The following is a 20,875-nucleotide window of genomic DNA, read 5'->3' as shown; positions in this document are numbered from 1 at the left end:
CGCCATGACATCACACTGGATGACCGACGACCACCGGATGATCGCCGAGATGACGGCGAAGTTCATCGCCGAGGAATGGGCACCACATTTCGACCGCTGGCGCGAGCAGGGCCAGATGGATCGCGAGACATGGCAACAGGCCGGCGAACTCGGGCTGCTGTGCCCGTCCATCCCCGAGGACTACGGCGGCGCCGGAGGCGACTTCGGCCACGAGGCGGTGATCTGCATCGAGCAATCGCGCGCCAATCTCGCCAGCTGGGGCAACCCGATCCACTCGGGCATCGTCGCGCACTATATCCTCGCCTACGGCAGCGAGGACCAGAAGAAACGCTGGCTGCCCCGGATGGTTTCGGGCGAGATGGTGGGCGCGCTGGCCATGACCGAACCCGGCGCGGGTTCCGACCTGCAGGGCATCAAGACAAAGGCGGTGCGCGACGGCAACGCCTGGCGCCTGTCGGGGCAGAAGACCTTCATCACCAACGGCCAGCACGCCGACCTGATCGTAGTGGCCGCCAAGACAGACCCGTCGGCCGGGGCCAAGGGCGTGTCGCTGGCGGTGGTCGAAACCGGGGGCGCCGAGGGCTTCTCGCGCGGGCGCAATCTCGAGAAACTGGGGATGCACGCCAACGACACTTCGGAGCTGTTCTTCGACGAGGTCGAGATCCCGCCCGAGAACATCCTCGGCGGGCAGGAGGGCCGCGGCTTCTACCAGATGATGGAACAGTTGCCGCAGGAACGGCTGATCATCGCCTGCGGCGCGCAGGGAGCCATGGAGGGCGCGGTGGAGCGCACGGTCCGCTACGCGCAGGAACGCGCGGCCTTTGGCGGCCCTCTGACACAATTCCAGAACACACGGTTCAGGCTGGCCGAGTGCCAGACGAAGACACAGGTGGGCCGCGCCTTCCTCGACGCCTGCATCGCCGAGCACCTGCGCGGGGAGCTGACCGTGGAACGCGCGGCGATGGCCAAGTACTGGCTGACCGACACGCAGAGCGAGGTCCTCGACGAGTGCCTGCAGCTGCACGGCGGTTACGGCTACATGGCCGAGTACGACGTGGCCAACATGTGGGCCGACGCGCGCGTGCAGCGTATCTACGGAGGCACCAACGAGATCATGAAGGAACTGATCGCCCGCGGCTTCACCGGGGACGCGGAGAAAAGATGAAAGGGCGAGCGGAGATGCCGGTATGCCTCCGGCGGGAGTATTTCGGGCAAGATGAAGCCGGGGGTCACCCTGCCCCGGCCACCGGCCGCCTGGCATCCGGACCGGGACAGGGCTTCACCTTGCGCGGTCATCGGCTCTCCAGCCTGTACCGCAAGGGCAGGACAACACAATTAACGTTAATGCACGGTGAACGGCACCCTTCATCTTGCCGGAAATACTCCACGGGGGTGCGGGGGTGTGAAACCCCCGCGCCGGGCCGCGCCCGTAACGCGAACGCGAGGACAAGCAGACCATGACCATCAAGCTGCACTGCTTCGGCGAATCCGGCAACGCCTACAAGGCGGCGCTGGCGCTCGAGCTCTCCGGCCTGGACTGGGCGCCGGTGTTCGTCGATTTCTTCGGCGGCGCCACGCGAACCCCCGACTACCGCGCGCTCAACGAGATGGGCGAGGTGCCCGTGCTGGAGGACGGCGCGTTCCGCCTGACCCAGTCGGGCGCGATCCAGCAGTGGATCACCGACCGGACCGGCAGGTTCGGCGGCGCGCCCGGGGACCGCTACGAGGTGCTGCGCTGGGTGCTGTGGGACAATCACAAGCTGTCGAGCCAGGCGGGCATGGCGCGTTTCCTGATGAACTTCATGCCCGAGGAGAAGCGCCCCGCCGAGGTCATCACCTTCCTGCAGGGCCGGCTGAAGGGCGCCTACAAGACACTGGACGCGCATCTCGAGGGGCGGGACTGGATCGTGGGCGACGCGATGACCAACGCCGACCTGAGCTGCTGCGGTTACCTGTTCTACCCCGAGCCCTTCGGCTTTTCGCGCGCCGACTGGCCCCGGATCGACCGGTGGCTTTCGAACATCGAGGGCACGCCGGGCTGGAAACACCCGTATGACCTGATGCCCGGCTCCCCCGCGGACCGGGCCCGAGAAAGGAGCAAGCGATGACCGACGCCTACATCTATGACGCCGTGCGAAGCCCGCGCGGCAAGGGGCGCACCGACGGCGCCCTGCACGAGGTCACCAGCGTGCGGCTGAGCAGCCTCGTCCTCGACGCGTTGAAGGCGCGCAACGGCTTCGACGGCCACGCCGTCGAGGACGTGATCTGGGGCAACGCCACGCAGGTCAAGGAACAGGGCGGCTGCCTTGCGCGGACGGCCGTCCTCGCCTCGGAACTGGACGAGGCGATCCCGGGCCTGTCCATCAACCGGTTCTGCGCCAGCGGCATGGAGGCGGTGAATCTCGCCGCCAACCAGGTGCGCGCGGGCGCGGGCGACGGCTACATCGCCGGCGGGGTCGAGATGATGGGCCGCGTGGAGATGGGCAGCGACGGCGCGGCCATTGCCGTGGACCCTTCGGTGGCGATGGAAAGCTACTTCGTCCCGCAGGGCATCTCGGCCGACATCATCGCCACCCGGTTCGGGATTTCGCGTGACGACGCCGACGCCTTTGCTGTCGAAAGCCAGAAGCGTGCCAAGGCGGCCTGGGACGACGGGCGGTTCGCGCGCTCGGTCGTCACGGTGCGCGACCGGAACGGGCTGCCCATCCTCGACCGGGACGAGCACATGCGCCCCGAGACGGACATGCAGAGCCTTGGCGGCCTCAAGCCCAGCTTCAAGGACATGGGCGAGCAGATGCCGGGCTTCGACGCGGTGGCCAAGCTCAAGTACCCGCACCTGGAGCGGATCGAGCACATCCACCACGCCGGCAACTCCAGCGGCATCGTGGACGGCGCGGCCGGCGTGCTCGTCGGGTCGAAGGCATTCGGCGAGAAATGGGGGCTCACCCCGCGGGCACGCATCCGCCAGACCACCAAGATCGGCACCGACCCCACGATCATGCTCACCGGCCCCGTGCCGGCGACCGAGAAGGCGCTGGCCGACAGCGGGATGGCGATGTCCGACATCGACCTGATCGAGGTGAACGAGGCGTTCTCGTCGGTCGTGCTGCGATTCATGCAGGCCTTCGACGTCGACCATGACAAGGTGAACGTGAACGGCGGCGCCATCGCCATGGGCCACCCCCTGGGCGCGACGGGGGCGATCATCATCGGCACCCTGCTCGACGAGATGGAACGCACCGACAAGCAGACGGGGCTGGCCACGCTCTGCGTCGCCTCGGGCATGGGCGCGGCCACCATCATCGAGCGCGTTTGAACGCCGGAGCGACAGGAGATTGAAGAGATGACCGATTTCGAGATGGACAAGGGCGCCGACGGCGTCGCCGTGATCCGCTGGGACGTGCCCGGCAAATCCATGAACGTCATGAGCCGCGAGGGCTTCACCGAGCTCGAGACGCTGGTCGACGACGCTCTCGCCGACGAGGGCGTCAAGGGCATCGTCATCACCAGCGGCAAGGACGACAGCTTTGCCGGGGGCATGGACCTGAACGCGATTGCGCGGATGCGCGACGAGGCCGGCGACGCCCCCGCGCAGGGGCTGTTCGACGGGGTGATGGGCATGCACGCCATCCTGCGCAAGATCGAGCGCGCCGGCATGGACGACAAGAACCGCGGCGGCAAACCCATCGCCGCCGCCCTGCCCGGCACCGCGCTGGGCATCGGGCTCGAGATCCCGCTGGCCTGCCACCGCATCTTCGCCGCCGACAACGCATCGGCCAAGATCGGCCTGCCCGAGATCATGGTGGGCATCTTCCCCGGCGCGGGCGGCACCACGCGGCTGGTGCGCAAGATGGGGGCGATGGCGGCCTCTCCGCTGCTGCTGGAAGGCAAGCTGAACGATCCGAAGAAGGCGAAATCGGCCGGCGTGGTCGACGAGGTCGTGCCGGCGGACGAGCTGCTGGACAAGGCCAGGGCCTGGGTGCTGGAGGCCGGCGACAAGGACATCGTCAAGCCGTGGGACGAAAAGGGCTACAAGATGCCCGGCGGCGCCCCCTATCACCCGCAGGGCTTCATGACCTTCGTGGGCGCGAGCGCCATGGTCAACGGCCGCACGCAGGGGGCCTTCCCCGCGGCCAAGGCGCTGCTCTCGGCGGTCTACGAGGGTGCGCTGGTGCCGTTCGACACCGCGCTGAAGATCGAGGCGCGCTGGTTCGTCAACGTGCTGATGAACCCCTCCTCCAGCGCCATGATCCGGTCGCTGTTCATCAACAAGGAAGCGCTGGAGAAAGGCGCCAACCGGCCCGACGCGCCCGACCAGCGGGTGCAGAAGCTGGGCGTTCTCGGGGCCGGCATGATGGGCGCGGGCATCGCGCTGGTTTCCGCGCAGGCGGGCATGGAGGTCGTGCTGATCGACCAGGACCAGGCGGCGGCCGACAAGGGCCGCGCCTACACCGCCGACTACATGGACAAGGGTATCAAGCGCGGCAAGGCGACCGAGGAGAAGAAGGTCGAGACACTCGGGCGAATTACCGCCACCACCGACTACGGCGCGCTCAACGGCTGCGACCTGATCATCGAGGCGGTCTTCGAGGACCCGGCGGTCAAGGCCGAGGTCACGCGGAAGGCACTGGCCGAGGCGGGCGGCGACTGCATCTTCGCCACGAACACCTCGACCCTGCCGATCACCGATCTGGCCAAGGCCTCCGACACCCCCGAGCAGTTCATCGGCATCCACTTCTTCTCGCCGGTCGAGAAGATGCAGCTGGTGGAAATCATCAAGGGCAAGCAGACCGGTGACCGCGCGGTGGCCAAGGCGCTGGATTACGTCCGGCAGATCCGCAAGACGCCGATCGCCGTCAACGACGCGCGTTTCTTCTACGCCAACCGCTGCATCATCCCCTACATCAACGAGGGCATCCGCATGGTGGCCGAGGGGGTCACGCCGCCGCTGATCGACAACGCGGCACGGCAGCTCGGTTTCCCCGTGGGGCCGCTGCAACTGGTCGACGAGACCTCGATCGAACTGGGGGCCAAGATCGCCCGGGCCACCAAGGCGGCGATGGGCGACGACTATCCCGACGAAGCCGTGGACGAGGTCATCTTCTGGATGGAAGGCGAGGGCCGGCTGGGCCGCAAGGCCGGCGCGGGCTTCTTCGACTACGACGAGAAGGGACAGCGTCAGGGCTACTGGCCGGGGCTGGCCGAGCGCTACCCGCCCAAGGACGACCAGCCCGAGCTGATCGAGGTACAGCACCGCCTGATGTTCGCGCAGGTGCTCGAAGCGGTGCGCGCGCTGGAAGACGGCGTGCTGGAGGACATCCGCGAGGGCGACGTGGGCGCGATCCTCGGCTGGGGCTTCGCGCCATGGTCGGGCGGGCCGTTTTCCTGGCTCGACATCCTTGGCGCCCCCTATGCCGTGGAACGCTGCGACGCGCTGGCCGGCCGCCACGGCCGGCGGTTCGACGCCCCCGCCCTTCTGCGCGAGATGGCCGAGAAGAACGAGACCTTCTACGGCCGCTTCGGCCAGCACGCGCAGGCGGCCTGACGACCGGCCCGTGCGCGGCGCGCCCCCGCGACGGGCGCGCCGCCCCTCAGAAGGCGTAGCCGAAGCGCGCCGCGTCCGCCGCGCAGACCCGGCCCCAGGTTTCGGCATCGGCATCGGTGAAATAGGCGCGGTAGTCGCGCCCGCGCTCCGAACGGTTCGTCACCGGAACATCCAGCCGGAACCCCAGATGCGCCCAGAGCGGGCCGGCGTCCTCCTCCAGGTGTTCCAGCCGGATGAACAGGCGGGCGTGTTCGCGCCCGTCGGCGGCCGTCATGTAATGGCCGTAGGGGTGCGCGCGCATGTCCGCCTGCACCCGCGGTGCGTTGACGAACCCGCTGAAATCCAGGTGCCGCGCCAAGCGCACGTGCGGGTGGTCGAACCGCTGGCCGCGCAGCCAGTGGTAATAGCTCACCGCCCTGTCCCAGGGGTTGCGCACCAGGGTGAAGGTGAAGGCCGCCGCGATCTCGTCGCACGTCACAAGTCCGTCGATGTCGGCCAGCGTCGAATGCTTCCACAACCGCCCGGCGGTCGCCAGCCCCTTCAGCCGACCGCGCCGGCGGCGCGCCTTCGGGGTGTCGCCCACGAGGATGTCGTCGGCCATCGCGCGCCGCTCCAGCGCGGCGGCCATCGCCGTACCGCCCGTCTTGGGAATGTGCACGAAGATGTAGTTGCGCCCGCGCGAAATGATCATGCGCCCAACGCTAGGCCGCCGGGGCGGCCCGAACAAGGCGGCGCCACCTTCGCTGTTGCCTGTGCCGGCAAAGCCAATACTGTCGCACGGGCCCCGCCGGTGTGCGGAAAGGAATCAGGGAGGATCACATGGGCTGGATGACCGACGAGACCGGTCTTGACCGGAACACGGCGAACTACACGCCGCTCACGCCGCTTTCGTTTCTCAAACGCGCGGCACAGGTGTTCCCCGACACCGAGGCGGTGATCTATGGCAGTTTCCGCAAGACCTATGCCGAGTATGCCGAGCGGGTGACGCGGCTGGCCTCGGCGCTGGCGGGTCTGGGCGCCCGGCCGGGCGACGTGGTGGCCACGCTCATCCCGAACCTGCCCGCCCAGGCCGAGGCGCACTTCGGCGTGCCCGCTTGCGGCGCCGTGCTCAACACCATCAACACCCGGCTGGAAGCGGACACCGTCGCCTACATCCTCGACCACGGCGAGGCGACGGTGCTGATGGCCGATCCGCAGTTCCTGCCGGTGGCCGCCGAGGCGATCGAGCGGATGGACGGCCCCGCCCCCACGATCATCGAGGTGGCCGACGACCAGGCGGGCGTGCACGCGCACGGCCACTACACCGAGTACGAAGCGTTCCTCGCCTCGGGCGATCCGGATTTCGAATGGATCATGCCCGAGGACGAGTGGGAAAGCCTCAGCCTGAACTACACCTCCGGCACCACCGGCCGGCCCAAGGGCGTGGTCTATCACCACCGCGGCGCCTACCTGAACGCCATGGGGCAGGTCATCAGCTGGCGGATGACGCTTCGCCCCCGCTACCTGACGATCGTGCCGCTGTTCCACTGCAACGGCTGGTGCCACACCTGGATGATGCCCGCGGTGGGCGGCACGCTGGTGTGCTGCCGCGACATCACGGCCAAGAACATCTACGACGCCATCGCCGACGAGGGCGTCACGCATTTCGGCGGCGCGCCCATCGTGCTCAACGCCATCGTGAACGCCACCGAGGACGAGCGCCGCGACTTCGACCACACAGTCGAGGTGTTCACCGCCGGTGCGCCGCCCCCGGCGGCGACGCTGCGCGCCATCGAGCCGCTGGGGTTCAACGTCACGCAGGTCTACGGGCTGACGGAAACCTACGGACCCGGCACCGAATGCCTGTGGCACCCAGAATGGGACGAGTTGCCCGACGAGGACCGCTACGACATCAAGGCGCGCACAGGGGTCGCGATGCCCTTCATCGAGGACGCCACCGTCATGGACGCGGACACCATGAGGCAGGTGCCGATGGATGGGGAAACGCAGGGCGAGATCATGTTCCGCGGCAACGGGGTGATGAAGGGCTACCTGAAGAACCCCGAGGCGACGGCCAAGGCCTTTGCCGGCGGCTACTACCACTCCGGCGACATCGCCATCCAGCACCCCGACACCTACATGAAGATCCTCGACCGGTCGAAGGACATCATCATCTCGGGCGGCGAGAACATCAGCTCGGTCGAGGTGGAAGGCGTGTTGATGATGCACCCCGCCGTGCTTCTGTGCGCCGTGGTCGCAATGCCCCACGACAAGTGGGGCGAAGTGCCCTGTGCCTTCATCGAGGCCAAGGACGGCGCCGATGTAACCGAGGACGAGCTCATCGCCTTCGCGCGCGAGAAGCTGGCGGGGTTCAAGACGCCCAAGACGGTGGTGTTCCAGGACCTGCCCAAGACCTCGACCGGCAAGATCCAGAAGTTCGAGCTGCGCAAGGTCGCGCGCGCGCTCTGAGCCGCGCGATTGCCGCGGTCGCAGGGGCCATGCTATCGTCGGGGTCAAAGGCAGAGCAGGCCCCGGGCAGATCATGACAGCCCTCAGCGAATACCAGCGGCTCGAAGCGTCGGGCCTGTGGCGCGAGTCGCCGCAGGCGCAACGCTGCGATGTTATCGTGTCGATCGGCGACGCGACCCTCGTGATCACGGACCTGCGGGAACGGGTGCTGGCGCACTGGTCGCTGCCTGCCGTGGCGCGCGCCAACCCCGGGCATCTTCCCGCCATCTACCACCCCGACGGCGACCCGGGGGAGACCCTGGAACTTCCCGCCGACGAAACGGACATGATCGCGGCGATCGAGAAGCTGCGCACGGCGATCGACCGGCGCCGGCCGCACCCGGGTCGCCTGCGGTTGACCGGCGGGCTTCTTGTGTTGCTCGGCCTCGCGGTGCTGGCGGTGTTCTGGCTGCCCGGCGCCGTGCGCGACCACGCGGTCTCGGTGGTGCCGGCGGTCAAGCGAACCGAGATCGGACAGGCGCTGCTGGCGCAGATGCGCCCGGTCACGGGCCCGCCTTGCACGGCCAATGGCGGCGAGGCCGCGCTGGACAAGCTGGCCCGCCGCCTGCCGGCGCGGGCCGGGCCGGGCCGGATCGTCGTGCTGCGGGGCGGCGTGCGGCAGGCCGCGCATCTGCCCGGTGGCCTGGTGCTTCTGAACCGGTCGCTGGTCGAGGATTACGAGGAACCCGACGTCGCCGCGGGCTACATCGTGGCCGAACGGTTGCGCGCGCGGGTGCGCGACCCGCTGGCACGGCTTCTCGATCACGGCGGGCTGGTGGCCAGCCTGCGCCTGCTGACCACGGGCGAACTGGCCACCGAAACGCTGTCGGACCACGCGCACCACCTGCTGCAAAGCGCCCCGGCGCCTTTGCCGGACGAAACCCTGCTGCGTGGTTTCGAAGGCTGGTCCGTGCGCGCGCGGCCCTATGCCTACGCGCGCGACGTTTCCGGCGAAACGACTCTCGGGCTGATCGAGGCGGATCCCTTCGCCGGCAAGACACCGGACCCGCTGCTGAGCGACGGCGACTGGCTGCGCCTGCAGGGCATCTGCGGAACATGATTGCGCCGCGCCGCGCGGCCGCCTTTGCCTACCTGATGAATCCCGCGTTGCCGAAACCCGCCGCCCGGACCGTGGCCATGGCCGCGTCCAGCCGCGCCTGGCTGCGGAACGGGCCCGCCAGCACCATGCTGAACCTCCGGCCATCGCGGTCGAACTTGCCCAGCCGCGCCGGCAGCCCCTGCCCCGCCAACCGTTTGGCGGCAGCGCGCGCAGCGGCGCGGTCGGGATAGACGGCGGCGCGGATGTAGCGGTGGCTGGCCGGTTCCGACGCCGTGCTGTCGCGGCGCGTCACGGTCTGCTCGGGCCGGGCGGAACGGCTGGAAACGCGCGCGGTCCGGGTCTTCGACGTGGCCTCGGGCTTCGTCGGGGCGGGCTTGGCCGCTCCCCGCGTGGACAGGCGCGCGACCGGCGCCGGCCGCGCCTCCACCGGGCGCTCGACCAGCCGACGCGGGACCGTGTTCGTCCACATCATCTCAGTGCGCGCCTTGCCCTGCGGGGTCTGGTGGGCGCGCCTGAGGTTCAGCCGGTCATCCTCCCACACGGGTTTGTAGCCCTCGGGCACATGGACGCCCTGCTTGGCCCGAAGCTGCTTTTCATAGACGTGCCGCGGCGCGATCCGGACGTTGCGCCCCGTTCCCGGCGTGACGGGGGGCTCCGCTTGCGGACCGCAGCGCACGGCAAATCCCGCGTTGTTGCGCATGTGCTGGCGCGTCATCGGGCTGCGCCCCGGGCAGGGCGCGGCCGCCATGTCGGGCGCGGTGCGCACCGCGACGCGCCTCGGCGCGGGTTTGGCGGGGGCGGGCGTGGCCGTCTTTTCGCGCGGTTGGCGCTGCGCTTGCGCCGTGGCCGGCGTCACGCGGACCCTGCGCACGACACGCTCGGGCTGGCGTTCGGGCGCCGGCGTGGCCGCCGGCTCGGGCTTGGCGGCCGTGCGTCGCGAACCCGGCAAGCTGGGCTTGAAACCGCAGATCACCTTGCGGTTGCGCGTCACGCGCGGCACCCACTTGGTGTCCCCGTCAATGCCGGCACGGACAAAGACGCACCCTTCGCTGTCCACGTACTGGCGCTTGTCGTAGGACGGCGGCGGCATCTCGGCCGGTCCGTCGCTGTTCCTGAGCGTTTTCGCATGCACCAATCCGGTGCTGCAAACCGCCGCGATGGCAGCCATCGCGATGACACGTCGCATATTCATCTTGCCCCCACAGGATGTGCGGGAACTCTGCCTCAATTTTTCAACCGAGTAAACAGTTTATGGCCTACACCGTCCCGTAGATCCGGTCGCCCGCGTCGCCGAGGCCGGGCAGGATGTAGCCGTGTTCGTCCAACCGATCGTCCAGAGCGGCCGTTATCGCCGGCACATCGGGGTGCGCCTGCGCCAGCCTGTCGGCCCCTTCCGGCGCCGCCAGCAGGCATAGGAAGCGCAGGTCGCGCGCACCCGCCTGCTTGAGCCGATCCAGCGCCGCGACGGCCGTGTTGCCGGTGGCCAGCATCGGGTCCACGACGATCACGCGGCGCGCGTCAAGCGCGTCGGGCACCTTGAAATAGTATTGCTCGGGCTGCAGCGTTTCCTCGTTGCGCTGCATCCCGACGAAGCCCACCCGCGCCCACGGCATCAGATCGAGCATCCCGTCGAGCAGCCCGTTGCCGGCCCGCAGGATCGAGATCAGCGCGAGGTCGCGGCCCGCCAGGTCGGGCGCACTCATCGGCGCCATCGGCGTTTCGATCGCCGTTTCGGTCATCGGCAGGTCGCGCGTGACCTCGTAGGCCAGAAGCTGGCTGATCTCGCGCAGCAGCTGGCGGAACATCGCCGAGGTGGTGTCGCGCTGGCGCATCAGGGTCAGCTTGTGCTGCACCAGCGGGTGGGTGACGATGGTCAGCGTGTCGCTCATGACGGATGCCCCGGCCTTGTTTCCACGCCTGCACCCTCGCCCGGCTGGACGCGCGGTGCAAGCCGGCAGGCAGTCATCAGGCGCGGCTGCGGTGCGACCCGAAGGTCATCGGCAGGAGCTCGCCCAGCGTGACGGCGGTGCTACTGCCGCGCGTCGTGCCCATGACCACGCGCAATTCCGGGCCGGCGAACTCCGCCATGCGCTGGCGGCAGCCGCCGCAGGGGCTGACCGGCGCGGCACCATCGGCGATCACCGCGATCTCGGCCAGCTCGGTCTCGCCGGCGGCGACCATCGCGGCGATGGCCGCGGTTTCGGCGCACACGCCCTCCGGGTAGGCCGCGTTCTCGACATTGCAGCCACGGTAGACGCGCCCCGACCCGCCGCGCACCGCCGCGCCGACGCGGAACCCCGAATAGGGCGCATGGGCGTTTTCGCGCACGGCGCGCGCTTCGTCCAGCAAGGTCATGGGCCTGCGGTCTCCTTCGTGCGGGGGCGCCGGGGCCGGTGCCCCGATTATCATTGCGTGCCCCGCCCCGGTTTTGCAAGCTGGCGGGCATGGCGCTGCCGCCACGGCCGGCGCCATGGATGGGAAATAGTTCAACGTTGAACCATCCGGCGCGAGGGAGGGACCGTTGACCGACAACCAGAACGAAACGCTGCGCCAGGCGGCGCTGGAGTATCACGAGCAGCCCAAGCCCGGGAAGCTCGAGATACGCGCGACCAAGCCGCTGGCCAACGGCCGCGATCTTGCCCGCGCCTATTCGCCCGGCGTGGCGGAGGCCTGCCTCGAGATCAAGGCAGATGAACGCAACGCCAGCCGGTACACCGCGCGCGGCAACCTCGTTGGCGTCGTCACCAACGGCTCGGCCGTGCTGGGACTGGGCAACATCGGCGCGCTGGCCTCCAAGCCGGTGATGGAGGGCAAGGCGGTGCTGTTCAAGAAGTTCGCGGGCATCGACTGCTTCGATATAGAGCTCGACGAATCCGACCCCGAGAAGCTGGCCGAGATCGTCTGTGCCCTCGGGCCCAGCTTCGGGGCGATCAACCTCGAGGACATCAAGGCGCCCGATTGCTTCATCGTCGAACGGATCTGCCGCGAGCGCATGAACATCCCGGTGTTCCACGACGACCAGCACGGCACCGCCATCGTGGTGGGCGCGGCCGCCACCAACGCACTGCACGTCGCCGGCAAGCGCTTCGAGGAGATCAAGATCGTCTCAACCGGCGGGGGCGCCGCCGGGATCGCCTGCCTGAACCTGCTGCTCAAGCTCGGCGTGCGCCGCGAGAATGTCTGGCTGTGCGACATCCACGGGCTGGTCTACGCCGGCCGCGAAGAAGACATGCCCCCCGAGAAGGCGGCCTTCGCCCAGCAAAGCGATCTGCGCGACCTCGACGAGGTGATCGCGGACGCCGACCTGTTCCTCGGCCTGTCGGGGCCCAACGTCCTGAAACCCGAACACGTCGCGAAGATGGCCGACCGCCCGGTCATCTTCGCGCTGGCAAACCCGACGCCCGAGATCATGCCCGACGTGGCACGCAAGGTGGCGCCGGACGCCATCATCGCCACCGGCCGCAGCGATTTCCCCAACCAGGTCAACAACGTCCTGTGTTTTCCCTTCATCTTCCGCGGCGCGCTGGATGTGGGCGCCACGCAGATCAACGACGCCATGCAGGTGGCCTGCGTCGACGGCATCGCGGAACTTGCGCGCACCACCACCAGCGCCGAGACGGCGAAGATCTACAAGGGAGAGCAGCTGACATTCGGCGCCGACTACCTGATCCCCAAGCCCTTCGACCCGCGGCTTTCGGGTATCGTGTCGAGCGCGGTGGCGCGCGCGGCGATGGAGTCGGGCGTGGCGGCCCGCCCCATCGCGGATCTCGATGCCTACAAGGCCGACCTGGACGCCTCGGTCTACAAGTCCGCGCTGCTGATGCGCCCGGTGTTCGAGGCCGCGGCAACCGCCGAGCGCCGGATCGTGTTCGCCGAGGGCGAGGACGAACGCGTGCTTCGCGCGGCGCAGGCGATCCTTGAGGAGACAACCGAACATCCCATCCTGATCGGGCGGCCGCGCGTGATCGAGCAGCGCTGCGAACGCATGGGGCTCGAGATCAGGCCCGAGCGCGATTTCAACATCGTCAACCCCGAGGACGACCCGCGTTACCGCGATTACTGGGGCAGTTATCACGAGCTGATGGCGCGACGCGGCATCACCCCGGACCTGGCCAAGGCGATCATGCGCACCAACTCCACCGCCATCGGCGCGATCATGGTGCACCGCGGCGAGGCGGATTCGCTGATCTGCGGCACCTTCGGGGAATTCCGGTGGCACCTGAACTACGTGCAACAGGTGCTGGGCACCGAAGAATACCACCCTCACGGCGCGCTTTCCATGATGATCCTCGAGGACGGGCCACTGTTCATCGCCGACACCCACGTGCGGCAACTGCCGCAGCCGGCCGACTTGGCGGAAACGGCGATCGGGGCCGCGCGCCACGTGCGCCGCTTCGGGATCGAGCCCAACGTCGCGCTGTGCTCGCAGTCGCAGTTCGGCAACCAGGCCGAGGGCAGCGGCAAGCGCCTGCGCGACGCCATGGCCCTGCTCGACGAGGCCCCGCGCGATTTCTGCTACGAGGGGGAGATGAACGTGGACGCGGCGATGGATCCCGAGCTGCGCGCGCGCGTCTTCCCGGGCAACCGCATGAAGGGGCCGGCCAACGTCATGATCTTTGCCCATGCCGACGCGGCCTCGGGCGTGCGCAACATCCTCAAGGCCAAGGCCGGCGGGCTCGAGGTCGGGCCGATCCTGATGGGCATGGGCAACCGGGTGCACATCGTGACACCCTCGATCACCGCGCGGGGATTACTGAACATGGCGGCCGTCGCGGGCACGCCGGTGGCGCACTACGGCTGACGGTCGAGCCTTTCCAGCCGGCCGTTTCGCCAAGTGTAGTACAGCACGCAGCCTTCGGCGCCGACGCGGCCGCACATGCTGCCGTGGGTTTCCATCCGCAGCACACGCTCCGGCGTGATGCTATAGGCCACGTCGTCGAACACCTTGTCGAAGCCCCCGTCGGCCCGCGCGCGGAAGATGGTCCTTTGGCAACCGCCGTTGCCGCAATAGAAACTGGCCATCGCCCCGCAGGACACCGCCCCGTAGTCGAGCAGGATGTCGCGGCGCCCGTCGCCGTCGAGGTCCGCCCGCCGCGCAAAGCCTGCGCCGAAGGACGTGTTTGCGCCGCATTCGCCGCGCACCTCGGCGCGGGCGCGGGCCACCGGGTTGTCCGGCGGCACCGCGGCCTGCGGCATCCGGCACGTGCGCATCGCCGCGTCGATCGCCTGCGCCGCCCCGGACAGCGAGAATTCCTGGCGCGCTGCCAGGCCGCCCGGATCGAGGGTGATCGCCCCGCGCCGGCCCACCTTCATCGCCGCGACCAACGACGGGTGGGCAGCCGGGTCGAAGGGCGCGCTGTATTCGTGGTGGTTGACGGCCGCCGTCTGCGCCAGGCTGAGCGTGCCGGCGACGCGGCCGTCCACGCTGATCCGCGCCGTTGTCTTCTCCGGCAGCGCGCCGCCACCCGCGATCATGAGCTTGAACCCGATCTCGCCGCCCTCCGCGCAATCCAGCGCGAGGCAATAGAAATGACCCGTCTGCGCGTCGTTCACCGGGCAGGTGACGGCACCCCGGTCGCCGTCGACCGCGTTGGTGTAGCTCTGCCAGGCCGGCTGCGCCGCGGCCGGCCTGCCGACCAGCGCGGCCCCCGCAAGGAGTGCGATCCCAAGGATGGCGCGCATCGTTTCCTCCCCCGCCGTCTTCGGTCAGGCTACCTTGCCTCGCGTGTCCCGCAAACCGCGAATTCTCCGCGCGGTCGGGGTGCGCGCCTTCGCGTTACCGCAAACAGCGTCAAGGCGGCGCAGGCCGCGCGCTTGCGCGGGGTGCCGACCGCGCGTAAACCGCCCCGGAATGCACCGGCATACTGTGGAGGAGGGACAGATGCGCTACGCAGAGGTATACGAAGGCTGGAAGGCCGACCCGGACGGTTTCTGGATGGAGCAGGCCAGGGCCATCGACTGGGACCGGATGCCGTCCAAGGCGATTTTCGAGACCGATGCGCCCGTCCCCGAGTGGTTCGTCGACGGCATGGTCAACACCTGCTGGAACGCGGTGGATCGCCACGTCGAACAGGGCCGGGGCGAGCAGACGGCGATCATCCACGACAGCCCCGTCACCCACACCAAGCGCGAGATCCCCTATGTCGAGCTGCGCAACCGCGTGGCCACGCTCGCCGGCGCGCTGAAGGCCAAGGGTGTCGAGAAGGGGGACCGCGTCATCATCTACATGCCGATGATCCCCGAGGCGCTGGAAGCGATGCTGGCCTGCGCCCGCATCGGCGCGATCCACTCGGTCGTCTTCGGCGGCTTTGCCAGCCACGAACTGGCGGTGCGCATCGACGACTGCAAGCCCAAGGCGATCATCGCCGCCTCCTGCGGGATCGAGCCCGGCCGGATCGTCCACTACAAGCCGTTGCTCGACGGTGCGATCGACCAGGCCGACCATGCCCCGGACTTCTGCGTCATCTTCCAGCGCGAACAGGAAGTGGCAGACCTCAAGCCCGGGCGCGACGTGAACTGGCACGGCTTCCAGTACGGCGTGGAGCCGGCGGCCTGCGTGCCGGTCGAGGGCAACCACCCCGCCTACATCCTCTACACCTCGGGCACCACCGGCCAGCCCAAGGGCGTCGTGCGCCCCACCGCGGGGCACCTCGTGGCACTGAACTGGTCGATGAAGAACCTCTACAACGTCGACCCGGGCGACGTGTTCTGGGCCGCCTCCGACGTGGGCTGGGTCGTCGGGCACAGCTACATCTGCTATGCCCCCCTGATCCACGGCAACACGACGGTCGTGTTCGAGGGCAAGCCGGTGGGCACGCCCGATGCCGGCACCTTCTGGCGCGTGATCTCGGAGCACAACGTCAAGAGCTTCTTCACCGCGCCCACCGCCTTCCGCGCGATCAAGCGCGAGGACCCCAAGGGCGAGTTCGTGAAGAAATACGACCTGAGCTGCCTGAACACGCTCTACCTCGCCGGCGAACGCGCCGACCCCGACACCATCAACTGGGCGGCCGATCAGCTGGGCGTGCCGGTGGTGGACCACTGGTGGCAGACCGAGACCGGCTGGGCGATCACCGGCATCCCGATGGGCATCGAGGAGATGGAGATCAGGATCGGATCGTCGGGCGTGCCGATGCCGGGCTACGACGTGCAGATCCTCGACGAGGCGGGGCATCCCCAGGGGCCGGACACGCTGGGCGCGGTGGCGATAAAGCTGCCGCTTGCGCCGGGCACCCTGCCCACGCTGTGGAACGCCGAGGACCGGTTCCGCAAGTCGTATCTCGACCATTTCCCGGGCTACTACGAAACCGGCGACGCGGGCATGATCGACGCCGACGGCTACCTCTACATCATGGCGCGCACCGACGACGTCATCAACGTGGCCGGCCACCGGCTGTCCACGGGCGGCATGGAGGAGGTGCTGGCCGATCACCCGGACGTGGCCGAATGCGCGGTGATCGGGGTCAGCGACGACCTGAAGGGCCAGAGCCCCGTGGGCTTCGTTTGCCTGACCAAGGGCGTCAACCGCCCCGGCGAAGAGATCGTGAAGGAATGCGTTGACATGATCCGCGACCAGATCGGCCCCGTCGCCGCCTTCAAGACCGCGGTGATCGTCGACCGGCTGCCCAAGACACGCTCGGGCAAGATCCTGCGCGGAACCATGGTCAAGATCGCCGACGGCGCAGAGTTCAAGACCCCCGCGACGATCGACGACCCCGCGATCCTTGACGAGATCCGCGAGGCGCTGGCGACGGTCGGCTACCCGAAGGGCTGACGCCCCGGGAATACGACAGGCCGGACCGTGGGTACGGTCCGGCCCGGCGTTGCGTGGTGGGGCGCGGTCAGTTTCCGTGGATGACGGTCAGGCCGGTCGTCCCGTTGCCGTGCTGGTTGACATTGGCCGAGGTGCCGCGGCCCGTCTGGATGACGAGGTTGCACTGGTCCTTGCCGTGCTGGCGGACGCCTGCGCGATGGTTGTTTCCCTGTTGCCGAACCACCGCGCGGTTGCCCCGGCCCTGCGTGACGAAGATGTCATCGTTGTCGCCACGGTAATTGCCATGGGCATCGAAGGGGCCGGACGGGTTGCAGCCGGCCATCCGGCTGACGGTGCGGGCGACATGGCCTTTCCCGACGCTGACGGAAACGCCGGTGCTGCCGGCCTGCACCTCGGGCGCGGCGATCATTCCAGCGACGAGGGCGAGCGGGGCGAGAAGAAGGGTGCGTTTCATGGTGATGTCCTTTCGGTATGCAGTGGTGGATTTGCCGTGTCGGGTTTCAGATGTCCGCGGCGTCGTCCTGCGCGGCGCAGCGCAGGCGCTGGCCGTCCACGTCGAGGTGCAGGTCGACGTCGTAGCTGCCGGGCGTCCCGCCCAGGACCGCCTGGCCAAGCGTGGTCATGCGGCCCGCGCCAAGCGTGAAGTCGCCCGACTGGTCGATCATCGTGCTGCCCGCGCCGCTGCTCTGGCGGATGGTCATCTCGTAGTGGCCGTGCGTCGCGACGTCCGACTTGACCTTGCCGCTGATCTCGACCGAACCGCCAAGGTCGCGGATCGCGATGGCGCAGCGCACCGGCGCGTCCTGCGCGGTGCCGCCCGCGGTGGCGTTCGTCGTCTGCCCCGCCAGCGCGGCGGCGCCGACGGCGGCGGCCAGGGCACAAGCCGCCAACGGCGCGCCCTGGACGAATGTGTGGAAGAGGGTTTTCATGGTCGGCATCCTTTCCGGCGGGGTCGGGCACGGCCCGCCGCGGGCCGCGCCCGGCATGGCGGGTTTCAGTCCTGAACGATCACGGCGACGTTGCCGCTGCCGCGCTGGTGCGTCTCGGCGTCGTTGCCGTTGCCGGCCTGGATCACGCCGACGGCGTTGTTGCGGCCACGCTGGTGCGTCTCGGCATTGTTGTTGCGGCCGAACTGGGCGGTGCCGCTGATGTTGTTGCGGCCGCGCTGGCTGCTGGCGGCGCTGTTGTTGCGGCCGCGCTGGCCCACGACGCTGACGTTACGGCGGCCGTCCTGGCTCAGGATCGACGTGTTGCCGACGCCGCGCTGGATGACGGTCATGCGGTTCTGCCAACCGCTCTGCGCGGTGCCCACGGCGTTGGCGTGGCCGCCCTGCGAGATCGAGACGCGGTTGCTGCCGGCCTCGGCGGCGGTGACGCCTGCGCCTGCGACGATCAGGAAGGAAAGTGCTGCGGTCTTGATGGTGTTGGTAAAGGTCATTTTCGAGGTCCTTTCATGGTCTGCGTGGTCGGTTTCTTTCGTCTCCTCCCCGGGCGAGCCGTCTGCCTTGTGACGGCCTCCCGTTTCGGGATGGCAAGTCGACCATGGGGAGGTTTCGCGACGACACGCAATAACGCGGCCAGGCTATCCGATTTCCCGGGCCCGCTATCCGATAACAAACTCATTTCTTGTTTCCATTCAGGAGTTTGCCGGAATTTCCGATGCCTCGTGACTGGCCGGATCCTGCCCCGATGTCGCCGCCTTGCGCGCCCTTGACGGTGCTGTGTCATCGGATAACAGCACCGTTTTGCCGCCACCCTGCGCGCAGGGCGCGCGCCGCCGCGCGAGTCGGCGCCGCCTCCGGCGGGTTGCAGGCTTTGCCGCGCGGGTCGGCCCGGCGAGGGCCCGGAGCACCGGCGCAACGCCGCGGGGCCGGTCCCGATGCGACCGAATCTAGCGGCGCCGCCACAGCCGGCGCAGGCCGTCCACGCCTGTGGCGTTCCGACGTGACTGCGGCCGGGGCGCCACCCGGCCCGGTCCGCGTTCCCCTGCGCACACGAAAAAGCGGGCCGGAAAACTCCGGCCCGCTCGGGCGGGGAACAGCGCAGGGGCGGTGCTCAGATCATCGCGAAATCGGGGAAGACCTGGCGCGCGCCACGGTCACGCTCGAAACGACGGAACCGGCGGCGCTCGGTCCGACTCATCGGTGCGGGCCATTGCGCGGTCCGGGTGCGGTCGGTGCGGGTCATGGTGTGTCTCCTCGGGGTTTGGCGTGTGCATCCTTGCGATGCCATCAGCCTCCCCCGCCCCGGCCGGACAGGCAATATCGCGCGCCCGTCACGGGATAACCTGCCCGCTGTCATCCGATTGCACCGGCAGCCGGTGGACGCGTCAGAAAAGGCGGGTCCAGACGGCGCGCAGATCGGCCACATGGTCGCGCCCGTAGGCGGCAATGCCCACGCTCTCGACCGTCTCGGGGCGCAGGCGCGCCCGCAGAAGCCCGCCCCGGGGCGCGAAGGCCTCGAAGGGCAGGCGCACTTCCTGCCACTGCCCGTCGGTGTCGAACGGCGCCTGGTAGAACTGCCAGGGCAGGACCGATCCGCGCGTGCGGATGTGAACGAAATAGCGCTGCCCGTCGCCCTTCACCCGCAACACGACACCCCGCGCCCCGGCCGGGAGCGGGGCGTCAAGCGCCACGCGCGTCTGTATGAACCCGCCGCGGTTCTCGGTGCTGACCGTGCCCGACAGGTGCAGCACCGGGCCGTCCGGGCCGGGCTCGACCGTCACCCGACCATCGGACACGCCGCCCATCACCCGGTCGCTCAGGAAGGTCCAGGTCTCGGGCGGCGGCGGCGTGTAGGCGTCGGGCATGGCTTCCTCGGCATGAAGCGGCGCGGCCAGGGCGATGGCGGCGAGGATCGAGCGGATCAGGCGCCGCGCGCCGGCCAGGTTTGTGCGGCGTTGCATCACACGAACTGCTCCCGGATCAGCCGCTCCTCAAGCCCGTGGCCGGGGTCGAACAGGATGCGGTGGGCGATGGTATCGTCCGATTCGATCTCGACCCACAGCACGTTCTCGACCCATCGGCTGTCAGCGTCGGCCATGACCGGGCGCTTCTCGGCATCGATGACGTCGAAACGCACGTGCGCCGACTTGGGCAGCAGCGCCCCGCGCCAGCGGCGCGGGCGGAAGGCGGCCACCGCCGTCAGCGCCAGCACGTCCGACCCGATCGGAAGGATCGGCCCGTGCGCGGAATAATTGTAGGCCGTCGAACCCGCCGGCGTGGCCACAAGCGCACCGTCGCAGACCAACTCCTGCAGGCGCAGGTGGCCGTCGATCGAGATCTTCAGTTTCGCCGCCTGCGGGCCGCCGCGCAGCAGCGAGACCTCGTTGATCGCCAGTGCCTCGTGGATCGTGCCGTCCACGCACATCGCTTTCATGGAAAGCGGGTTGATGACTGCTTCCTCGGCCTTTGCCAGCCGCTCCAGCAGGTCGCTCTCGCTGTATTCGTTCATCAGGAAACCCACGGTGCCCCGGTTCATCCCGTAGACCGGAGCGTCCAGGTCCTGCGTGCGGTGCAGCGTGTGCAACATGAAGCCGTCGCCGCCCAGCGCGACGATCACGTCGGCCTCGTGCTCCGGCACGTTGCCGTAGCGCGCGATCAGCGCCGCGCGCGCGGTCTGCGCGACGGGATCGTCGCTGGCGACGAAGTTGATCCTGGTCGGCATCCGCCCGGTCCCGTTTCCGAAAATGGGTGTCGAGGGTCGGATCGAACCACAAGTTTCCCTCCGGCGCCACCCGTGCCGGTCCCAAGGGTGCAATTGTCGCTTTACAACCTTCCCCGCCCCGGGAGTTTCCGATAGGAAATCGCGCAGATCCATGCAGCAGGGAGTCGGATTCATGGCCCATGACGGAAACAGCGTCGCACCGGACCCCGGTTTTTTCACCGAGTCTTTGTCGTCGCGCGACCCCGAGGTTTTCGGCGCGGTGTCGTCGGAGCTTGGTCGCCAGCGCGACGAGATCGAGCTGATCGCGAGCGAGAACATCGTTTCCGCGGCGGTTATGGAGGCG

19 protein-coding genes and 1 pseudogene are annotated in these 20,875 nt (G+C 68.8%); 9 read left to right on the top strand and 11 right to left on the bottom strand.

Annotated features, from left to right (window positions below):
• Positions 1–4 precede the first annotated feature (4 nt).
• The 4 genes from CEF10_RS14890 to CEF10_RS14875 all read left to right on the top strand — a co-directional run bounded on the left by CEF10_RS14890 (position 5) and on the right by CEF10_RS14875 (position 5,545).
• Positions 5–1,165, top strand: coding sequence for an acyl-CoA dehydrogenase family protein (locus CEF10_RS14890; RefSeq protein WP_101068971.1), 1,161 nt, complete (start codon positions 5–7; stop codon positions 1,163–1,165).
• A 292-nt stretch (positions 1,166–1,457) separates the two neighbouring features.
• Positions 1,458–2,108 (top strand): glutathione S-transferase family protein, encoded by a 651-nt coding sequence (locus tag CEF10_RS14885; RefSeq protein ID WP_101068970.1) that lies wholly within the window; start codon positions 1,458–1,460, stop codon positions 2,106–2,108.
• Positions 2,105–3,316 carry an acetyl-CoA C-acetyltransferase gene (locus tag CEF10_RS14880; RefSeq protein ID WP_101068969.1) on the top strand — a complete coding sequence of 404 codons (1,212 nt, stop codon included), beginning with the start codon at positions 2,105–2,107 and terminating at the stop codon, positions 3,314–3,316. The genes CEF10_RS14885 and CEF10_RS14880 overlap by 4 nt, the downstream gene beginning before the upstream one ends.
• 27 nt (positions 3,317–3,343) lie before the next feature.
• Entirely contained in the window at positions 3,344–5,545 is a 2,202-nt protein-coding gene (locus CEF10_RS14875) for a 3-hydroxyacyl-CoA dehydrogenase NAD-binding domain-containing protein (protein WP_101068968.1), read from the top strand.
• Between the two features lie 46 nt (positions 5,546–5,591).
• On the opposite strand, the gene CEF10_RS14870 is transcribed toward CEF10_RS14875, so the two are convergent.
• Entirely contained in the window at positions 5,592–6,236 is a 645-nt protein-coding gene (locus tag CEF10_RS14870) for a sulfotransferase family protein (protein WP_101068967.1), read from the bottom strand.
• Between the two features lie 128 nt (positions 6,237–6,364).
• Here CEF10_RS14870 and CEF10_RS14865 point away from each other — a divergent pair, with 128 nt between their 5' ends.
• A complete protein-coding gene (locus tag CEF10_RS14865) occupies positions 6,365–7,993 on the top strand; it encodes an AMP-binding protein (RefSeq protein WP_101068966.1) in 1,629 nt (542 codons plus the stop codon).
• A gap of 73 nt (positions 7,994–8,066) precedes the next feature.
• Entirely contained in the window at positions 8,067–9,092 is a 1,026-nt protein-coding gene (locus CEF10_RS14860) for a hypothetical protein (protein ID WP_101068965.1), read from the top strand.
• Between the two features lie 28 nt (positions 9,093–9,120).
• On the opposite strand, the gene CEF10_RS14855 is transcribed toward CEF10_RS14860, so the two are convergent.
• The 3 genes from CEF10_RS14855 to CEF10_RS14845 all read right to left on the bottom strand — a co-directional run bounded on the left by CEF10_RS14855 (position 9,121) and on the right by CEF10_RS14845 (position 11,447).
• A complete protein-coding gene (locus tag CEF10_RS14855) occupies positions 9,121–10,284 on the bottom strand; it encodes an SPOR domain-containing protein (RefSeq protein WP_157933041.1) in 1,164 nt (387 codons plus the stop codon).
• Positions 10,285–10,348: 64 nt separating this feature from the next.
• Positions 10,349–10,981 (bottom strand): uracil phosphoribosyltransferase, encoded by a 633-nt coding sequence (gene upp, locus CEF10_RS14850; protein ID WP_101068963.1) that lies wholly within the window; start codon positions 10,979–10,981, stop codon positions 10,349–10,351.
• Between the two features lie 76 nt (positions 10,982–11,057).
• Positions 11,058–11,447, bottom strand: a complete 390-nt coding sequence (locus CEF10_RS14845; protein ID WP_101068962.1) for a cytidine deaminase — start codon at positions 11,445–11,447, stop codon at positions 11,058–11,060.
• Between the two features lie 166 nt (positions 11,448–11,613).
• Between CEF10_RS14845 and CEF10_RS14840 the strand changes: the two genes are divergently transcribed.
• A complete protein-coding gene (locus CEF10_RS14840) occupies positions 11,614–13,893 on the top strand; it encodes an NADP-dependent malic enzyme (protein WP_101068961.1) in 2,280 nt (759 codons plus the stop codon).
• On the opposite strand, the gene CEF10_RS14835 is transcribed toward CEF10_RS14840, so the two are convergent.
• Positions 13,884–14,774, bottom strand: a complete 891-nt coding sequence (locus CEF10_RS14835) for a hypothetical protein (protein ID WP_101068960.1) — start codon at positions 14,772–14,774, stop codon at positions 13,884–13,886. The genes CEF10_RS14840 and CEF10_RS14835 overlap by 10 nt on opposite strands.
• A 199-nt stretch (positions 14,775–14,973) precedes the next feature.
• Here CEF10_RS14835 and prpE point away from each other — a divergent pair, with 199 nt between their 5' ends.
• Entirely contained in the window at positions 14,974–16,866 is a 1,893-nt protein-coding gene (prpE, locus tag CEF10_RS14830) for a propionate-CoA ligase PrpE (protein ID WP_101068959.1), read from the top strand.
• 67 nt (positions 16,867–16,933) lie between these two features.
• On the opposite strand, the gene CEF10_RS14825 is transcribed toward prpE, so the two are convergent.
• From CEF10_RS14825 to CEF10_RS14805, 6 genes are all read right to left on the bottom strand, one after another.
• Complete coding sequence (locus tag CEF10_RS14825; RefSeq protein ID WP_101068958.1) at positions 16,934–17,320, bottom strand: hypothetical protein; 387 nt, start codon at positions 17,318–17,320, stop codon at positions 16,934–16,936.
• A gap of 46 nt (positions 17,321–17,366) precedes the next feature.
• Positions 17,367–17,795 (bottom strand): curli-like amyloid fiber formation chaperone CsgH, encoded by a 429-nt coding sequence (gene csgH, locus CEF10_RS14820; RefSeq protein WP_157933040.1) that lies wholly within the window; start codon positions 17,793–17,795, stop codon positions 17,367–17,369.
• A gap of 65 nt (positions 17,796–17,860) precedes the next feature.
• Positions 17,861–18,304, bottom strand: a complete 444-nt coding sequence (locus CEF10_RS14815) for a curlin (protein ID WP_101068956.1) — start codon at positions 18,302–18,304, stop codon at positions 17,861–17,863.
• Between the two features lie 617 nt (positions 18,305–18,921).
• The gene (locus CEF10_RS17365) at positions 18,922–19,053 is read right to left on the bottom strand and encodes a hypothetical protein (protein ID WP_269801330.1); all 132 of its coding nucleotides are present in this window, start codon (positions 19,051–19,053) and stop codon (positions 18,922–18,924) included.
• 142 nt (positions 19,054–19,195) lie between these two features.
• The gene (locus CEF10_RS14810; RefSeq protein WP_232796528.1) at positions 19,196–19,771 is read right to left on the bottom strand and encodes a CIA30 family protein; all 576 of its coding nucleotides are present in this window, start codon (positions 19,769–19,771) and stop codon (positions 19,196–19,198) included.
• Positions 19,771–20,532, bottom strand: coding sequence for an NAD kinase (locus CEF10_RS14805; protein ID WP_101068955.1), 762 nt, complete (start codon positions 20,530–20,532; stop codon positions 19,771–19,773). Before CEF10_RS14805 ends, CEF10_RS14810 begins: the two co-directional genes overlap by 1 nt.
• A gap of 172 nt (positions 20,533–20,704) precedes the next feature.
• On the opposite strand from CEF10_RS14805, the pseudogene glyA reads away from it, so the two are divergent.
• Positions 20,705–20,875, top strand: a pseudogene (glyA, locus tag CEF10_RS14800) (serine hydroxymethyltransferase); the annotation flags it as partial.

Source organism: Roseovarius salinarum (assembly GCF_002834145.1).
GTDB classification, from domain to species: Bacteria; Pseudomonadota; Alphaproteobacteria; order Rhodobacterales; family Rhodobacteraceae; genus Roseovarius; species Roseovarius salinarum.
The sequence above is the reverse complement of the archived record's forward strand: the minus strand, read 5'-3'. Positions and strand labels throughout refer to the sequence as shown.

What these genes read in the sequence shown, in the direction of transcription:
- CEF10_RS14890 (WP_101068971.1), top strand. Translation starts at nt 5, where the DNA reads ATGACATCACACTGGATGACCGACGACCACCGGATGATCGCCGAGATG.
- CEF10_RS14885 (WP_101068970.1), top strand. Translation starts at nt 1,458, where the DNA reads ATGACCATCAAGCTGCACTGCTTCGGCGAATCCGGCAACGCCTACAAG.
- CEF10_RS14880 (WP_101068969.1), top strand. Translation starts at nt 2,105, where the DNA reads ATGACCGACGCCTACATCTATGACGCCGTGCGAAGCCCGCGCGGCAAG.
- CEF10_RS14875 (WP_101068968.1), top strand. Translation starts at nt 3,344, where the DNA reads ATGACCGATTTCGAGATGGACAAGGGCGCCGACGGCGTCGCCGTGATC.
- CEF10_RS14870 (WP_101068967.1), bottom strand. Translation starts at nt 6,236, where the DNA reads ATGATCATTTCGCGCGGGCGCAACTACATCTTCGTGCACATTCCCAAG.
- CEF10_RS14865 (WP_101068966.1), top strand. Translation starts at nt 6,365, where the DNA reads ATGGGCTGGATGACCGACGAGACCGGTCTTGACCGGAACACGGCGAAC.
- CEF10_RS14860 (WP_101068965.1), top strand. Translation starts at nt 8,067, where the DNA reads ATGACAGCCCTCAGCGAATACCAGCGGCTCGAAGCGTCGGGCCTGTGG.
- CEF10_RS14855 (WP_157933041.1), bottom strand. Translation starts at nt 10,284, where the DNA reads ATGAATATGCGACGTGTCATCGCGATGGCTGCCATCGCGGCGGTTTGC.
- upp (WP_101068963.1), bottom strand. Translation starts at nt 10,981, where the DNA reads ATGAGCGACACGCTGACCATCGTCACCCACCCGCTGGTGCAGCACAAG.
- CEF10_RS14845 (WP_101068962.1), bottom strand. Translation starts at nt 11,447, where the DNA reads ATGACCTTGCTGGACGAAGCGCGCGCCGTGCGCGAAAACGCCCATGCG.
- CEF10_RS14835 (WP_101068960.1), bottom strand. Translation starts at nt 14,774, where the DNA reads ATGCGCGCCATCCTTGGGATCGCACTCCTTGCGGGGGCCGCGCTGGTC.
- prpE (WP_101068959.1), top strand. Translation starts at nt 14,974, where the DNA reads ATGCGCTACGCAGAGGTATACGAAGGCTGGAAGGCCGACCCGGACGGT.
- CEF10_RS14825 (WP_101068958.1), bottom strand. Translation starts at nt 17,320, where the DNA reads ATGAAACGCACCCTTCTTCTCGCCCCGCTCGCCCTCGTCGCTGGAATG.
- csgH (WP_157933040.1), bottom strand. Translation starts at nt 17,795, where the DNA reads ATGAAAACCCTCTTCCACACATTCGTCCAGGGCGCGCCGTTGGCGGCT.
- CEF10_RS14815 (WP_101068956.1), bottom strand. Translation starts at nt 18,304, where the DNA reads ATGACCTTTACCAACACCATCAAGACCGCAGCACTTTCCTTCCTGATC.
- CEF10_RS17365 (WP_269801330.1), bottom strand. Translation starts at nt 19,053, where the DNA reads ATGACCCGCACCGACCGCACCCGGACCGCGCAATGGCCCGCACCGATG.
- CEF10_RS14810 (WP_232796528.1), bottom strand. Translation starts at nt 19,771, where the DNA reads ATGCAACGCCGCACAAACCTGGCCGGCGCGCGGCGCCTGATCCGCTCG.
- CEF10_RS14805 (WP_101068955.1), bottom strand. Translation starts at nt 20,532, where the DNA reads ATGCCGACCAGGATCAACTTCGTCGCCAGCGACGATCCCGTCGCGCAG.